Here is a 15,393-nt window from a genome sequence, read left to right as displayed (position 1 = left end):
GAGGAAGCCAAAGATATTACCTATTGGTACACCTGCCAAATTTAGGAACATTCTGTATAAGAATGTATAAATATGCGGGAAATATGGCATGGCTTTGGCTAAAAGGAAAACATGATGAAAAAAATTATACCACTACTGGCGCTTGCTGCTACGCTTTCGGGCTGCGCAGCTCTTCAGAATAAAGCGCCCGATTACCGGAAGATGATGGTCGGAAACTGGATGCTTGATGACATCAGCGTAGAGGGACAGGAAGGAAGTTTTAAGGTGACCTTATTCAATGAAGCGCCGCTCGAATGCTTTTCAGGAAGCGCCTGGACGCTGACCCGGCCTAACAGCCTGGGCACCTATGTTTTGAATGAAGGAGTGGATTGCCAGGCAGGCCTGCAAAGGGAGATCCGCTGGACCATTTATAAAACCGGTACCGGGGAACAGCAATTCCAGTTCAAGCGGCTTGATGCGGAAGGGGACCCCATGGATAATAATGTGGGCTATCGCCTTGATATCCTGAGCCTGGATGCTTCCGGAATGCAGCTCCGTGATGAGGTGACCGTAAACGGCCAGCCGCTTTACCTGGTTTATACCTTTTCACGCCAGTAATAATGCTTTACGGAAATGCTTCGCGGAAAAAATAGCGGAGGCTAGCGGAAAAACGTGCCAGTCTGGATTTTATTCCGAACTTATTGCTTTCTTTGCGGTTTATAAGAGATTATAAACTTCATGAAAGTACTAAAGTTCGGCGGAACGTCGGTTGGAAACCCGGAAAGGATCCGGAACCTGATGTCCCTCATCAACAGGGATGAACGGCAAATCGTAGTATTGTCGGCGGTGGCCGGGACCACCAATGACCTGGTAAGCATCTGCAGGGAATACGCGGAAGGAAGAAACCCGGCCGCTCTGATTGATTCCCTGAACGGAAAATACGAGGATTTTATCGGGGACTTATTTGTCAGTAATGAATTCCGGGTAAAGGCAAAAGAACTGATTGACGCGCATTTCGCCACCATTTCGTCTTTCTCGGCCGGAGTGTTTACACCCATCCATGAACGGGTGATTCTGGCACAGGGCGAACTGCTTTCTACCCACCTTTTTCATTATCATCTCCAGGAATTGGGAATCCCGTCGGTGCTGCTGCCCGCGCTGGACTTTATGAAGATCAACGAGGAGTCTGAACCGGTGATGCCTTCCATTTCCGAAAAGCTTAAAGAACTCCTGGCCAAACATCCGGCGAACAATATTTTTATAACGCAGGGCTATATCTGCCGCAATTCATTTGGCGAAATTGACAACCTGAAAAGGGGAGGAAGCGATTATACCGCCTCTCTAATCGGGGCCGCCCTGCTTGCTGAGGAGATCCAGATATGGACGGATATTGACGGAATGCATAATAATGATCCCCGTGTCGTGAAAAATACCCGTCCAATTGCGCAGCTATCCTTCGAAGAGGCTGCGGAACTGGCTTATTTTGGCGCAAAGATCCTTCATCCGCAAAGTGTTTTCCCCGCGCAAAAGTATAAAGTGCCGGTACGGTTGCTGAATACGATGCAGCCGGATGCGCCCGGGACTATTATCAGCGATCAGCGAAGCGAAGGAGAAATCAAGGCGGTAGCTGCGAAGGAAGGCATTTATGCGATCAAGATACAAAGCAGCCGCATGCTGCTTGTTTACGGGTTCCTGCGAAAGGTCTTTGAAGTGTTCGAACGCTACAAAACACCTATCGATATGGTTACCACATCCGAAGTAGCAGTTTCCCTTACCATAGATAACACTAAGTATTTGAGTGAGATAACGGAAGAGTTAGAAGCTTACGGCCAGATTACGGTTGACCGGGAGCAGACGATCATCTGCGTGGTGGGTGATTTCGTGGCGTCCAAGGCAGGCATCGCCGCCCGTGTGCTGGATACGCTCAAGCATATTCCGCTCAGGATGATCTCCTACGGAGGGAGCCGCAATAATATTTCAATCTTGCTCGATACGGCCTACAAGAACGAGGCCCTGCAATCATTACAGCGTTTATTTAACTAATATCCATGTTCACAGCAGCCCGGTTAGCACGTTTTCAACAAGAAGAAACTCCGTTCTATTTTTATGACATGGATCTGCTGCGGCAAACGGTGGCGGCCTGCAGGACGGCATCGGAAAAGCGCAATTTCCATGTTCATTATGCGCTGAAAGCAAACGTAAATAATGAACTGCTCGGAATTATCAGGGAAGCTGGCTTTGGAGCCGACTGCGTTAGCGGCGGAGAAGTGGAAAAGGCCCTGGAAAACGGCTTCCGGAAGGATCAGATTGTATTTGCGGGCGTCGGTAAGTCCGACCGGGAAATTAATTATGCGCTTGACCAGGATATTTTTTGCTTTAATGTAGAGTCGGTTCAGGAACTGGAAGTGATCAACGAGCTGGCTCGGGCCAGGAATAAAAGGGCCCGGATTGCGCTCCGGATAAATCCCAATGTAAACGCGAATACGCATCATTATATCACAACCGGGCTGGAGGAAAATAAATTCGGCATCAATTCCTGGGAGTTTGATACCGTGGTTGAAAAACTGCGAAGCCTTGAAAATATTGATTGCGCCGGGCTTCATTTTCACATTGGTTCCCAGGTAACGGATGAGAATGTATTTAAAAGCCTTTGCGTTAAGGTAAATGAATTCAAAGAATGGTTTGCCGAACGAGGGGTTTATTTTAAATTACTGAACGTTGGTGGAGGCCTGGGAGTAGACTACCATGCGCCCGACGTGCAGCCTATTGTTGATTTTGAAAGGCATTTCGCCATATTTGAACAGTTCCTGGAACTGGACGCCGGCCAGGAAGTGCATTTTGAGCTGGGCCGTGCGCTGGTGGCCCAGTGCGGCAGCCTTATTACAAAAGTGTTGTATATAAAAAAAGGGATCAATACGAATTTCGCCGTGGTAGACGCCGGCATGACCGAGCTTATCCGCCCCGCCTTGTACCATGCCTATCACAAGATCGAGAATATTTCGGCCAGCTCCGCGGAAAGCGTTAAATACGATGTTGTAGGGCCCATTTGTGAATCCTCCGACTGCTTTGGAAAAGAGGTGGAACTGCCTGAAACCAGCCGGGGAGATCTTATGGCCATTCGTACGGCAGGGGCATATGGCGAGGTAATGACTTCTTCCTACAATTTACGTCCTAAAATCCGTCCCTTATTTCTATAGTTTTTTACCTTTGACAAATGCTGTTACTATTCGACTTCAGCCTTCCACTGACCGATCCGGTACTGGTATTTTCACTGGTCTTGTTCATCATCTTATTTTCGCCGATTATTCTCAAGAGGCTGCGGATCCCGAGCTTACTGGGCCTGATCCTGGCCGGGATCCTGGTGGGGCCTAACGGGTTTAATATACTCATGCTTGACAGCAGCATTGTGCTTTTCGGAACAGTAGGGCTGCTGTATATTATGTTCCTTGCCGGGCTGGAGCTGGATATGAATGAATTCAAGAAAAGCCGGCACCGGAGCGTGATCTTCGGGTTGCTGACTTTTGCCATTCCAATGCTTGTCGGGCTTCCGGTTTGTTATTTCCTTCTTGACTTTGACCCGGTAGCTTCGGTGCTTATCTCCAGCATGTTTGCTACTCATACAATGGTTGCTTATCCCATTGCCAGCCGGTTTGGGATTACGAAGAACGAGGCCGTGACCATTTCCGTGGGAGGTACCATTGTCGCCGATACCCTGGTCTTGCTTATCCTGGCAGTGATCACCGGCACGACGGAAGGAACACTCAATACGCAATTCTGGATCAGGTTAATTATTTCCCTGGCCATATTCATTGCGATTGTCTTTATTGGTTTCCCGATCATCGGGCGCTGGTTCTTTAAAAAGATCGAAGGAGAGAAAACGTCCCAGTATATTTTCGTGCTGGCCATGGTGTTCCTGGCCGGATTCCTGGCGGAGCTGGCCGGCGTAGAGCCGATTATCGGGGCATTTATGGCCGGTCTTGCCCTGAACCGCCTGATCCCGCATACCTCAACCCTCATGAACCGCATTGAGTTTGTGGGAAGCGCTTTATTTATTCCCTTCTTCCTCATCAATGTAGGAATGATGGTGGATATGACCGTGATCTTTTCCGGCCAGCGTGCCCTGGTGGTGGCAGGGGTGCTTACCGTGGTCGCTATTTTCAGCAAGTGGCTTGCCGCCTGGGTTACCCAGGTAGTTTTTAAATACAGCGGAGTACAGAGAAATTTGATCTTTGGCCTTACCAGTTCGCGTGTGGCCGCCACGCTGGCCGTGATCCTCATCGGCTACAACCTGGGCATCGTCAATGAAAACGTCCTGAATGGTACCATTCTCCTGATCCTGGTCACCTGTCTGATCGCCACTTTTGCCACCGAAAGCGCTGCCCGGAAACTGGTCATCCTGGAAAGCAATAAAAAGCAGGAACTTCCTGAAATGCATGAACGCATACTTATTCCGCTTGCCAATCCTGCAACGGTGGAAGAGCGTATCGACTATGCACTATACATTTCAGATAAAGCTTCTTCGGAACCTATTTATCCCCTGGCGGTAGTGCGCGATGATGAAGAAGCCCGGGAAAAGCTCCTGGAAAGCGGGAAGATGCTGGAGAAGGCCTTGAAGCATGCTTCAGCCGCAGAAACGCCGGTAGAATTATTAACCCGGGTGGACCTGAATGTTTCCAATGGTATTGTAAGGGCAGCAAAAGAACACCTGATCACTCATATTATTATGGGATGGGTGGAGCGCAGCGCTACGGACCGCTTTTTCGGTTCTATATTGGATAATCTTTTGAACGGCAGCGGGCAAATGGTCTCTGTAGTCAGGTTCAACCAACCGTTGAATACGCTGAGAAGAATGGTGCTGGTGGTGCCCAGGAATGCCCAGCTGGAAGCCGGTTTTAACCGGTGGATCAAAAAAGTAAAAAATCTTTCCAGGCAAAGCGGGGCCGATATGATCGTTTACTGCCACGGCGATCTTAATAACCTCCTGAGAAATTTGCTGGTAGAAAAAAAGCCCGCGGTCAGCGCTGTTTTTAAATCCCTGGATGATCTTGATGATATCCTGGTTGTTTCCAAAGATCTGAAGGAAGATGATATGCTGGTCGTTGTATGCGCACGCAGAGGGACCATTTCCTATCAATCGAATATGGATATCATTCCCTCAAAAGTTAACAGGCACTTCCCCGGGAATAACATTATCATCATTTTTCCCGAGCAGAACAGCGATCTTAATTACCCTCGCTTTGAGAGCGAAGGCTTTGAAATATCTCCTATCCAGGAAAATCTTGAGCGCATCAGCAAGCTGGGACGTTCTATGCGGAAAATGTTCAAAAGCTAAAAGCTGCATTAAGGATTTTTTTTCAAATTTCTCGTCCATGTCCCCAATAAGCGCTATAGCTTTTTCTTCTCCAGGGCCATAATATAGATGTTTTTTTCAAACCTGGCTATTTTATTCTTTCCCGGCAAAAAATCTTTAAAGCCAAATTCCTATCTTCAAATAAAAAATATGCCTGAACTTTTACGCATTTTTCTATTTATACCGTTCCTCTTTATAACAAGCCTGGCTGCTTTCCCACAAGTTCCCGGCCTAGCAGCGGGCGACCGGCCCGGCTGGGTGACCGACATACTGCTCAAAACGGAAAAGCCGCCCTTGGAATCAATTACAGAAGGGTATTTCATTGCCTTACTGGAGCAACAACTGCATGCGGGGAAACAAGCCGCGTATACCCGCGTTATCCGGGAAATCGTCACCGGGGCTGGAGTGCAGAACGGTTCGGAGATCTATATAAGTTTTCTTCCGGATTATCAGCAACTAACTGTTCACGAGGTTATCGTTTGGAGAGATAATAAACCGCAGCAGCGCCTGGATATTGATGCCTTTAAAGTACTGGCACAGGAAAGCGATCTTACCCGGTTTATCTATAATGGCGCGTATACGGCCTACCTGCTTCTTGAAGATATACGCCAGGGAGACCGGATTGAATATTCCTACACGGTCAGGGGCCAGAACCCCGTATTCGGGGGCCGCTACTATAAGGATATCTATTTTCAGTCTTCTTCTGACATTGCCCAGGTGTACAGCAGCTTGCTTGTGCCTCAGGGAAGGGAATTCGCCTTCAGGGCATTCAATGACGTTCCTGAAGTAAAGATCACTGAAAACGATGGAACCAAACGATACGTGTGGGAGGATTCACAAGTGCAGGCGGCGGAATACGAGGATTATCAGCCTTCCTGGTTCGATAATTATGCACATGTCCAGGTAAGCGAATATGCCGGCTGGGAAGAAGTGGCGAAATGGGGAATGGAGGTTAATCCCGTGAAGAGTGACTACGGAGGAATATTTGCCGGAACAGTAAGCGAACTAAAGGCCACTTCCGAAAGCCCGGCGGATTACCAGCTTGCGGCCATTAAGCTGGTGCAGAACGATATTCGCTATATGGGAGTGGAAACCGGGGAGCATTCCCATCGTGCGAACAGCCCGTCTGAAGTACTGGAACAGGGATACGGGGATTGTAAGGATAAGTCATTATTACTCGTTGCTTTGCTAAAGGCGGGCGGGGTAGAGGCTCAGCTGGCCCTGGTAAACACGTACTACCGGGAGAAAACCGGAGAACTGCTGCCCTCGCCGATGGCATTTAACCATGCCGTTGTCCGGATCGGCCCCGAAGAAGGAAATGCGGTTTGGATTGACCCTACCATATCCTTTCAGGGCGGTGGTCTGAGAACGCGGTATTTTCCCTCTTATGGAAAAGCACTGGTTTTAAAGAAGGGCGCCAGCGATCTTGAACTAATCAGAGCGAATTACGAGCATGGAAAAATATACTGTGAAGAGACTTATTTTATCCCCGAAGGTAGTGATACGGTAAAGCTGGAGGTCAGGACTACCTATACCCATAATCACGCGGATGATATGCGCTCTATGCTGGCCTATTCGGGCCAGGTGGAAACGAAGAAAAATTATCTCGATTACTATGCCCGGCTATACCCGGATATTATTTCTATTGCTCCCCTTGACGTTGCTGACGATGAAGAGGAAAACAAGCTGGTCATCAGTGAATATTATGAAATTAAAGGATTTATAGAAAAGGACTCTTTGAGCAATACGGGATATATCGATTTCTATGCAAACCTGATAAATGAACAGCTGCCTTCCATTGCAGCGAGCAGGAAACATCCTGTTTCGCTAAACCATCCTTATGACCTGGACTATAAGATCCGGCTGATCACCAAAGAGCGATGGAAGATTCCTGATGATCAATTCTCCATTAAGCGGGATGCTTATTTTTTTCACAGTTATCATTCCAGGGTAGAAGATACCACGACCCTTCACTACCAGTTTGCTTTCCTGAAGGAATTCGTGCCTGTTGAAAAGGCGCGCCAGCTTGCTGCCGATGTAGAAGTGTTATCTGATGAGCAACTGGGCTACCGCATTCCGGTTTATGCCGAAGGCTACCCAAGCCTTGCCTGGAACGCCATCTTATTTTCACTGGTTTTAGCCGGGCTTTATGCATGGCTGGCCCGTGCAATTTACCGCAGAAGAACGCTTTCCGGGGAAGAAGCCGGAGAAGATCAGCCGCAGGGGAGGATAGGAGGCTGGATGATACTTCCGCTGATCGGGTTGATCCTGACTCCGTTTTCCATACTGGGACAGTTGCTGTCCGCGGACTATTACAGTTATGAGTTATGGCAGAACATGCTTAACGCTCTGCCGGGGCAAAAATGGGAATTAATTTCATTGATGATATTTGAAATGGCCGGGAACTTGTTTGTGGGCTGCTATGCGATATTTTGTGTGATTGCCATGTTGAACCGGCGGGATATCTTTCCAAAGCTGGTAATTGGTTTTTACATTTCAAATTTTGTCTTCCTGGCGCTGGATCACGGCTTAGTCTATCTTTCCAGCCTGCCCTTTTCAATGGAAGGCAGTGATGTCGGCGATATCGCTAAAGCATTGGTGGGAGGCGCTATCTGGGTTTCCTATTTTAGTGTTTCCACCCGGGTGAAAGACACCTTTACGGTGCCTTATCCCCGGCCGAATCCCCTCCGAATGCGCTTATCCCCGTGATGTCCTGGCCGGTGATCAAAAGATGAATGTCATGCGTGCCCTCGTAGGTAATGACGGACTCCAGGTTCATCATATGGCGCATAATGGAATATTCTCCCGTGATGCCCATACCGCCCAATACTTGCCTGGCTTCCCGGGCTATTCGAAGGGCCATGTCCACGTTGTTTCGTTTGGCCATCGATACCTGCGCCGGGCTCGCCCTGTTCTCATTTTTAAGCGTGCCTAACCGCCAGGCCAGCAATTGCGCCTTGGTGATTTCCGTGATCATTTCGGCCAGCTTTTTTTGCTGCAGCTGAAATGCGGCGATGGGTTTGCCAAACTGCATCCGCTGCCCCGCATATCGCAATGCCGTATCGTAGCAATCCATCGCCGCCCCGATCGAGCCCCAGGCGATACCGTACCTCGCCTGGTTCAGGCAGTTTAACGGCCCTTTCAATCCTTCCACACCAGGAAGAATATTTTCCTTCGGAACTTTTACCTGGTCAAAAACCAGCTCCCCTGTGGCGGAAGCCCGCAATGACCACTTGTTATGTGTTTCAGGTGTGCTAAAACCCTCCATTCCCCTTTCAACGATCAGGCCTTTTATGTTTCCCGCTTCATTTTTTGCCCATACGACAGCGATGTCTGCAAAGGGAGCGTTGGATATCCACATTTTACTCCCGCTTAGCACCACATGATCTCCGGCATTTTTAAAACTGCAGGTCATGCCGCCCGGGTCGGAGCCATGATCAGGTTCCGTAAGCCCGAAGCATCCCATCAATTCGCCTGTGGCGAGCCTGGGAAGGTATTTTTGTTTTTGTTCTTCAGAGCCAAAAGCCAGGATAGGGTACATGACCAGGGAACCCTGTACGGAGGCGGTAGAGCGAATGCCCGAATCTCCCCGTTCCAGTTCCTGCATGATTAACCCGTAAGAAATGTAATCCAGGCCGCCCCCTCCGTATTCGGAAGGGACCGTTGGACCGAAGGCCCCGATCTCTGCAAGCCCTTTCAATAGGGGCATAGGAAAGGCTGACTTCTGTGCATACTCGTCGATAATTGGCGAAAGCTCCCGTTTTACCCATTTCCGGGCAGATTCCCTTACCAGTTTATGCTCTTCGGTGAGCAGTTCATCCAGCAGGTAATAATCCGGGGCCTCAAAAAGGTCTTGCTTATTGGACTGGCCCATATATTTAGTTTAATTTTGTAATCTAATATAATCAATTCAGGGGCAACCGCTAAGATCATGATAAATCCATCTGAAAAACATTACATTAAGCTGGAAGGAATTGAAGTTTCCGCTCCCATTGGCTACTATCCGGAGGAACACAAAACCGGAACGCAATTTATTGTAAATATAGAGATCGCTACCGACTTTTCCGGCGCGGAATCCGAAGATGATATAAAGGAAACGGTGAATTACGAAGACCTGGTGAAGGTGGTCAAAACGGAGATGGCGCAACCGGCTAAGCTTATCGAACATGTTGCTTACAGGATAAGGAAGGAACTATTCAGGCTTTTGCCGCCGGTGCATTATCTCAGGCTGGAGATAAAGAAACAGCATCCTTCGCTTGAATTGAAAACGGCTTATGCTACTGTCATTATGGAATACCGGAAATGAACTATCAACCGCTTCAACCGGAAACAATCAATAAGCTGCAGGAAATTGTGGGAACCGCCCATGTGCTGTATGACCCGGAAACGCTGACGAATTATTCTCATGATGAGACGGAAGACCTTTCCTTTTTACCGGAAGCGGTAATAAGACCGGGTACCGCAGCAGAAGTTTCCGCCATTCTGAAATGCTGCAATCAGTACTTGATCCCGGTGACTCCCCGCGGCGCCGGAACCAGCCTGAGCGGATCAGCCCTGCCGGTACACGGCGGCCTTGTTTTGTCCCTTGAACGCATGAACAGGATTATTGACATCGATGAACGGAACCTTCAGGCAACCGTTGAACCGGGCGTCATTACCCAGGTATTGATGGATGCCGCGGCGGAAAAAGGTTTCCTGTATCCAGTAGATCCGGCTAGCAGAGGTTCCTGTTTTATCGGGGGGAATATTGCGCATGGCTCCGGGGGGCCAAGAGTTGTGAAATATGGGACCATCCGGGACTATATCCTGAACCTTGAAGTGGTATTGCCTTCCGGGGAAATTATTCAAACAGGTGCGAACACCCTGAAAAACGCTTCCGGCTATAGTCTTACCCAGCTAATGATCGGGAGTGAAGGAACCCTGGGCATAGTAACCAAAGCCGTGTTGAAGCTGATCCCGAAGCCCACCCATTCCCTGGTAATGCTTGCTTCTTTTTTTTCGAACGAAGCCGCCTGCCAGGCCGTTTCAGCTATTTTCAGGGCCGGTATAATACCGTCGGCCCTGGAATTTATGGAAAGGGCCGGAGTGGAATGGGTGCTGGAGTATGAAACGCTTGATTTCGAGGCAAAGGAAGGCGTTCAGGCCTACTTGCTTATTGAGGTTGACGGGCGGGAGCCAGAGCAGCTCTTCGCCGACTGCGAAAAGATAGCCGGTGTACTGGAAGCTTTCGGAAGCGGAGATGTTTTGCTTGCCGAAAGTGCCGCTCAAAAAGAGGCGCTCTGGAAGATCAGGCACACTATGCCGCATTCCATAAAAGCTAACTCTGTTTATAAAGAGGAAGATACGGTAGTGCCGCGGGCCGAGCTTCCCGCTTTAATAAAAGGTATTAAGGCAATTGGCGACCAGTACGGGTTCCGTTCGGTATGCTACGGACATGCCGGCGACGGAAACCTGCATGTGAATATTATCAAAGCGGGAATGAATGATGAAGACTGGAAGAATAAGCTCAGACTGGGCATTCGTGAGATCTTTCAGCTGACCGCAAGCCTTGGCGGCACGCTGTCCGGCGAACATGGTATTGGTTATGTGCAGCGCGAATTTATGGATGTGATCTATCCGCCGGCACACCTTGAACTCCTCAGGGCTATTAAAAAAGCCTTTGACCCCAATAATATCCTTAACCCTGGAAAGATTTTGCTGTAGTCGTCAGGTGTTTGATAATCCCTTAAAATACAGAACCGATAAAAATCAATTTCAGGCCTTGCCGCATTTTTATAAGAAAACTGCCAGTTTGTCCTATTTATTTTGAGTGTACTGCCTTTTTGTCATTATTAATCGCCATTTTCGCTGATTTTTCGCCAATGGCATATGAGTTGATCTTATAGTGGCAAAACCAAAAATGGAGGATTTAAAAATGACACTAGTAAAATGGAATGAATCCAGGAACGGAAGGTACCCAAGAGTATTCGGAACTTCTCTAAGCCCAGTCTTCAACGAATTGTTTGACGACTTTTTCGGCGGAAGATCACTTTCAGGCGCATTGGCCAGCAAGGCCCCTGCAGTAAATGTTTCAGAAGACAAAGACAGCTACCGCGTGGAGCTGGCTGCACCCGGTCTTAAAAAAGAAGACTTCAAACTGAACGTCGAAGATAACCTGCTGAGCATTTCTGTTGAAAAGAAAGAAGAGAAGGATGAAAAAGAAAACGGGTACACCCGGCGTGAGTTCAATTACACGAACTTCAGCCGTTCTTTTACCCTTCCCGAAACGGTAAACACCGAAAGCATCAAGGCAGTTTACAAAGACGGCATCCTTGAGATCGATCTTCCCAAGAAGGAAGAAGAAAAAACTAAAAACCGTGTAATCGATATCTCCTGATTGTAGGTGATGTGTGTGGTTGATCGAAAAGCGTCCTCCGGGGCGCTTTTTTGTTTTTCCGGGAGGGAAGGGACGAAGTGTTGGAAAGGGCTTTGCAATTTCTTTCGGAAGGAAGCTAGTGCTTTTATTATCTTTACAAATTATGAGAAACTTACTGACTAAGCTCGCATTTTGCCTGATTATCATTCTTACAAGCACTTTTAGCGGCAGGCTGCTGGCCCAGGAAGGAGGCAGCCGCTATGCCAGGGAAAGCGAACGGCCGCCTAAAAAGGTTTTTTGGGGGGCGAACCTGGGGCTGCTCATTGGCACGTATACGAATATCGGGATTGGGCCTTATGTCGGCTATGGGATTACCCCGACTACGGACATTGGCGGAGGGCCGTTTTTTCAGTACGCTGCTTACCGGCGGAAGGGCTATGCCAGTTATGGGGCAAGGGCCTTCGTACGTCAAAAGGTTATCAGTAATTTTTTCGCCCAGGCGGAATATGAATTCCTGAATACGGAAGATCCCGAAGCGATTGTGCTTGAACCGGACACTGAACGGATAGATGTGAATAGCCTGCTGCTCGGCGCGGGGTATTACGGAAGTATCGGGCGGCGGACAAGGATGCACCTGGCTCTGCTTTTCAATGTGCTGGATAACGGTTTTAAGCCTTACCGTGATCCGGTGATACGGATCGGTTTCAGCAGGTACTTTTAAGCGCGGTTCTTGCCGCTCCTTCACCCTCTGTCAGGATCTTTTCAACCTTTCAGGATCTTTTCAACGATCTCGCCGGTGTTTTTATCTTTCAGGATGAGCTTGCTTGCTCCATAGTGAGTGGTTTCTTCCTTTATAAGGTAATACTGATCGTCGTAATCCTTCGCGCCGGAGATTTTTTCGACCCCGTCTTTTCCCCGCCAGATATCCAGCTCCACGGGTTCCCAGCGTTTGCTTTCAGAGGATTTATAGGCCGCATCCATTACCGCATTTACGACGTAGCCGTCATAGAAGGTTTCCCGGGCCGGCCGGCCGTGTTCAATGCCGTCGAACATATCGGCGAACATGAAGTTATAACCCAGTTCATGGATCTCGTCGCCCACCGGGAATATCCAGCCTTTATTGGTTTCGGCTTTTTCGGAAACATAATCGTAGCCTTCCCCGGAGGTGAACATATCAAAGCCAGTGCGGAGGAAATTATTGATCCAGATGGTGCCTTCGGAACCCATCACTTCATCGCGCAGGTCCAGCCCGCCCCGGAAGGTCCAGCTTACCTCGAACTGGCCAATGGCGCCGTTCTCGTAGCGAACAAGCCCTATGGCATGGTCTTCGGCATCAATAGGCTTCACCTGGGTATCTGACCAGCACATGACTTCTACCGGCCGGATGTCTTTGCCAATATAACCGCGGGCAATTTCAATACAGTGGCAGCCAAGGTCAAGAATGCAGCCGCCGCCTGCTTGTTCCTTGTCCCAGAACCAGTTACTATGCGGGCCGGGATGCGCTTCCCGCGAACGAGCCCAGAGAATCTTTCCCAGGGCGCCTTTCTGTACGCTTTCCAGGGCCTTGATTGTTTTGGGAGTATATACAAGGTCTTCCAGGTAACCGTGGAAAACGCCGGCCTTTTCCACGGCTTCCAGCATGCGCCGCGCTTCCGCGGCATTCCGTCCGAGCGGTTTGGTGCAAAGGACGGCCTTTCCGGCGCTGACGGCCTCCATTACCGCTTTTTCATGCAGGTTATTGGGAAGAGAAATGACTACCGTATCCGTATCCGGGTGATGAATAGCTTCTTCCATGGAAGTACACCAGTGAGGGACGGCATAATCTTCGGCGAACTTCTTTGCGCTTTCTTCCCGCCGGGAATAAATACTGGTGATCTTGTCCTTGCTTCTGAGCCCCTGGATGGAATCAGCATAGAACCGTCCGATAAAGCCGGACCCTAACATGGCTATTTTTCTCATATCGCGGTACTTTTTATTTTGTCTTTAAACAGGAAGGTAAACAGCAGCAGGACGACAAAAGCAATTACTGCGGGAACCATCCAGGTTTCTTTCCACTGATGCACCCCGTCAATCGTATAGTGTTTTGAAACATAACCGGACAGGATAGTCCCAATCCACATACCAATGCCATACGTGGCCATGGTGATCATTCCCTGAGCGGAACTTTTAATGCGATCGCCTGCTTTTGTATCTGTATATATCTGGCCGGTAACGAAGAAAAAGTCAAAACACACCCCATGCAGGATGATCCCGGCAAAAAGCATCCAGAGACCAGGCCCCGCATCGCCGTAGCCGAACAGCACAAAACGCAGCACCCAGGCAACCATGCCCAGCATGATCATGTATTTTACACCCAAACGCCGGAAAAAGAAGGGGATCAGCAGGATGAAAAGCCCTTCCGAGATCTGTCCGAGCGTCATATTACTGGTTACGTTCTTCATGCCTGTTTCCACCAGGAATTGATTGGTGAGGCTGTAATAGAACGAAAGGGGAATACAGATGAGTATTGATGAAATAAAGAATATCAGGAACGAGCGATCCTTCAGCAGAACAAAAGCTTCGACGCCCAGGATATCGGCCACCCGAACCTTTTCTCCCTTTGCCTTAGGCGGGGTATCTGGTAGAAAAAAGCTCCAGATGCCCAGCAGGAGGGAAGCAACGGCAGCCATCTGAAAGGTAAAGGCCAGTTCGCCGGGACTGATCTTGAAAACGAAATCGATCATCAGGCCCGTTGCGATCCAGCCCAGGGTACCCAATACCCGGACACCTGCGAATTGCCTTCCGGGATCCTGCATTTGCCCGAATGAAACGGAATTGACCAGGGCCAGCGTAGGCGCGTACATCAGCGAATACAGGAGCAGCACCCAGTAGAATACATCAGGGTCTTTGACAGAAGTGATAAAATATAGTACTACGGCTCCGCCAAGGTGAAGGATGCCAAGCACTTTCTGGGCCGGGAAAAAGCGATCGGCGATCATGCCTACGAAGAAAGGCGAAAAAATAGTAGCGATTGCCAACGCGCTGTATGCTTTGCCGATGTCTACCTGGTCGGCATGCAGTACGGTGGCCAGATAAGTACTCATGGTCACGTACCATGCGCCCCAGATAAAAAATTCCAGGAACATCATGGCCGATAATTGAATGCGGGTACCTGCTTTCATAGGGTTTATCTCATATTAATAAATTGCAGTGGCTGCCCGAAATCTTCCTGCCGCAGCAGGCTGATCACTGCCTGGAGGTCATCGATCTTCTTACCCTGTACCCGCAACTGGTCGTCCATGATCGATCCCTGCACTTTCAGCTTCATATCCTTGATCCTGGTATTGATCTTTTTGGCCATTTCCTTGTCAATACCCTCTTTTATCTTTATCTCTTTCCTGACCATATTACCGGAGGCATATTGCTCCTTTCCGAAATCAAGGCTTTGAGGATCAAGGTGCTGCTTCAGCATACGCGCAATCAACACATCCTGTATGGCCTTTAACCGCATTTCGTTTTCCGTTACCACCGTAATCAGGTTAGCTTTTTTATCCAGTTCGAGACTGGTATCCGAACCGTGAAAATCGTAGCGGTTGACTATTTCTTTCCGGGCATTATTCACCGCATTATCCAGCAGCTGCCCGTCTACTTTACTCACAATATCAAATGATGGCATAGGTTCATTATCAAATAAGGCCAAAAAATAGACAATAAGAATGACAATAAAAAA

At 48.8% G+C, this 15,393-nt stretch carries 13 protein-coding genes; 9 read left to right on the top strand and 4 right to left on the bottom strand.

Annotated elements, in window-relative coordinates; genetic code table 11:
• Positions 1-111: 111 nt before the first annotated feature.
• The 5 genes from FRZ59_RS13510 to FRZ59_RS13490 all read left to right on the top strand — a co-directional run bounded on the left by FRZ59_RS13510 (position 112) and on the right by FRZ59_RS13490 (position 8,038).
• On the top strand, positions 112-597 hold the full coding sequence (locus FRZ59_RS13510; RefSeq protein ID WP_132128970.1) for a lipocalin family protein: 486 nt from the start codon (positions 112-114) through the stop codon (positions 595-597).
• Between the two features lie 120 nt (positions 598-717).
• Complete coding sequence (locus FRZ59_RS13505) at positions 718-2,022, top strand: aspartate kinase (RefSeq protein WP_132128969.1); 1,305 nt, start codon at positions 718-720, stop codon at positions 2,020-2,022.
• 5 nt (positions 2,023-2,027) lie between these two features.
• A complete protein-coding gene (lysA, locus tag FRZ59_RS13500) occupies positions 2,028-3,176 on the top strand; it encodes a diaminopimelate decarboxylase (RefSeq protein ID WP_132128968.1) in 1,149 nt (382 codons plus the stop codon).
• 17 nt (positions 3,177-3,193) lie between these two features.
• A complete protein-coding gene (locus FRZ59_RS13495; protein ID WP_132128967.1) occupies positions 3,194-5,311 on the top strand; it encodes a cation:proton antiporter in 2,118 nt (705 codons plus the stop codon).
• A 312-nt stretch (positions 5,312-5,623) separates the two neighbouring features.
• Positions 5,624-8,038 (top strand): DUF3857 domain-containing protein, encoded by a 2,415-nt coding sequence (locus FRZ59_RS13490; protein ID WP_158640635.1) that lies wholly within the window; start codon positions 5,624-5,626, stop codon positions 8,036-8,038.
• On the opposite strand, the gene FRZ59_RS13485 is transcribed toward FRZ59_RS13490, so the two are convergent.
• Positions 7,986-9,203: an acyl-CoA dehydrogenase family protein gene (locus tag FRZ59_RS13485; protein ID WP_132128965.1), complete on the bottom strand. Its 1,218-nt coding sequence runs from the start codon at positions 9,201-9,203 to the stop codon at positions 7,986-7,988. The genes FRZ59_RS13490 and FRZ59_RS13485 overlap by 53 nt on opposite strands.
• Before the next feature lie 57 nt (positions 9,204-9,260).
• Between FRZ59_RS13485 and folB the strand changes: the two genes are divergently transcribed.
• The 4 genes from folB (at position 9,261) to FRZ59_RS13465 (ending at position 12,405) form a co-directional block, all read left to right on the top strand.
• A complete protein-coding gene (folB, locus tag FRZ59_RS13480; RefSeq protein ID WP_132128964.1) occupies positions 9,261-9,635 on the top strand; it encodes a dihydroneopterin aldolase in 375 nt (124 codons plus the stop codon).
• A complete protein-coding gene (locus tag FRZ59_RS13475; RefSeq protein WP_132128963.1) occupies positions 9,632-11,032 on the top strand; it encodes an FAD-binding oxidoreductase in 1,401 nt (466 codons plus the stop codon). The genes folB and FRZ59_RS13475 overlap by 4 nt, the downstream gene beginning before the upstream one ends.
• A 211-nt stretch (positions 11,033-11,243) precedes the next feature.
• Complete coding sequence (locus tag FRZ59_RS13470; protein WP_132128962.1) at positions 11,244-11,705, top strand: Hsp20/alpha crystallin family protein; 462 nt, start codon at positions 11,244-11,246, stop codon at positions 11,703-11,705.
• A 142-nt stretch (positions 11,706-11,847) separates the two neighbouring features.
• Entirely contained in the window at positions 11,848-12,405 is a 558-nt protein-coding gene (locus tag FRZ59_RS13465; protein WP_132128961.1) for a hypothetical protein, read from the top strand.
• Between the two features lie 41 nt (positions 12,406-12,446).
• On the opposite strand, the gene FRZ59_RS13460 is transcribed toward FRZ59_RS13465, so the two are convergent.
• Genes FRZ59_RS13460 through FRZ59_RS13450 form a run of 3 tightly spaced genes read right to left on the bottom strand, consistent with a single transcriptional unit; the run spans position 12,447 to position 15,339 of the window.
• Positions 12,447-13,643, bottom strand: coding sequence for a Gfo/Idh/MocA family protein (locus FRZ59_RS13460; protein ID WP_132128960.1), 1,197 nt, complete (start codon positions 13,641-13,643; stop codon positions 12,447-12,449).
• Positions 13,640-14,845, bottom strand: coding sequence for a nucleoside permease (locus tag FRZ59_RS13455; RefSeq protein WP_132128959.1), 1,206 nt, complete (start codon positions 14,843-14,845; stop codon positions 13,640-13,642). Before FRZ59_RS13455 ends, FRZ59_RS13460 begins: the two co-directional genes overlap by 4 nt.
• A 5-nt stretch (positions 14,846-14,850) precedes the next feature.
• On the bottom strand, positions 14,851-15,339 hold the full coding sequence (locus tag FRZ59_RS13450; protein WP_132128958.1) for a YajQ family cyclic di-GMP-binding protein: 489 nt from the start codon (positions 15,337-15,339) through the stop codon (positions 14,851-14,853).
• Positions 15,340-15,393 lie beyond the last annotated feature (54 nt).

Origin of the sequence: Anseongella ginsenosidimutans (assembly GCF_008033235.1) — a bacterium.
Lineage (GTDB): Bacteria > Bacteroidota > Bacteroidia > Sphingobacteriales > Sphingobacteriaceae > Anseongella > Anseongella ginsenosidimutans.
This window is presented reverse-complemented; position numbering and strand designations above follow the sequence as displayed.

Coding starts and splice junctions, on each gene's coding strand:
- FRZ59_RS13510 (WP_132128970.1), top strand. CDS start 112: ATGATGAAAAAAATTATACCACTACTGGCGCTTGCTGCTACGCTTTCG.
- FRZ59_RS13505 (WP_132128969.1), top strand. CDS start 718: ATGAAAGTACTAAAGTTCGGCGGAACGTCGGTTGGAAACCCGGAAAGG.
- lysA (WP_132128968.1), top strand. CDS start 2,028: ATGTTCACAGCAGCCCGGTTAGCACGTTTTCAACAAGAAGAAACTCCG.
- FRZ59_RS13495 (WP_132128967.1), top strand. CDS start 3,194: ATGCTGTTACTATTCGACTTCAGCCTTCCACTGACCGATCCGGTACTG.
- FRZ59_RS13485 (WP_132128965.1), bottom strand. CDS start 9,203: ATGGGCCAGTCCAATAAGCAAGACCTTTTTGAGGCCCCGGATTATTAC.
- folB (WP_132128964.1), top strand. CDS start 9,261: ATGATAAATCCATCTGAAAAACATTACATTAAGCTGGAAGGAATTGAA.
- FRZ59_RS13475 (WP_132128963.1), top strand. CDS start 9,632: ATGAACTATCAACCGCTTCAACCGGAAACAATCAATAAGCTGCAGGAA.
- FRZ59_RS13470 (WP_132128962.1), top strand. CDS start 11,244: ATGACACTAGTAAAATGGAATGAATCCAGGAACGGAAGGTACCCAAGA.
- FRZ59_RS13465 (WP_132128961.1), top strand. CDS start 11,848: ATGAGAAACTTACTGACTAAGCTCGCATTTTGCCTGATTATCATTCTT.
- FRZ59_RS13460 (WP_132128960.1), bottom strand. CDS start 13,643: ATGAGAAAAATAGCCATGTTAGGGTCCGGCTTTATCGGACGGTTCTAT.
- FRZ59_RS13455 (WP_132128959.1), bottom strand. CDS start 14,845: ATGAAAGCAGGTACCCGCATTCAATTATCGGCCATGATGTTCCTGGAA.
- FRZ59_RS13450 (WP_132128958.1), bottom strand. CDS start 15,339: ATGCCATCATTTGATATTGTGAGTAAAGTAGACGGGCAGCTGCTGGAT.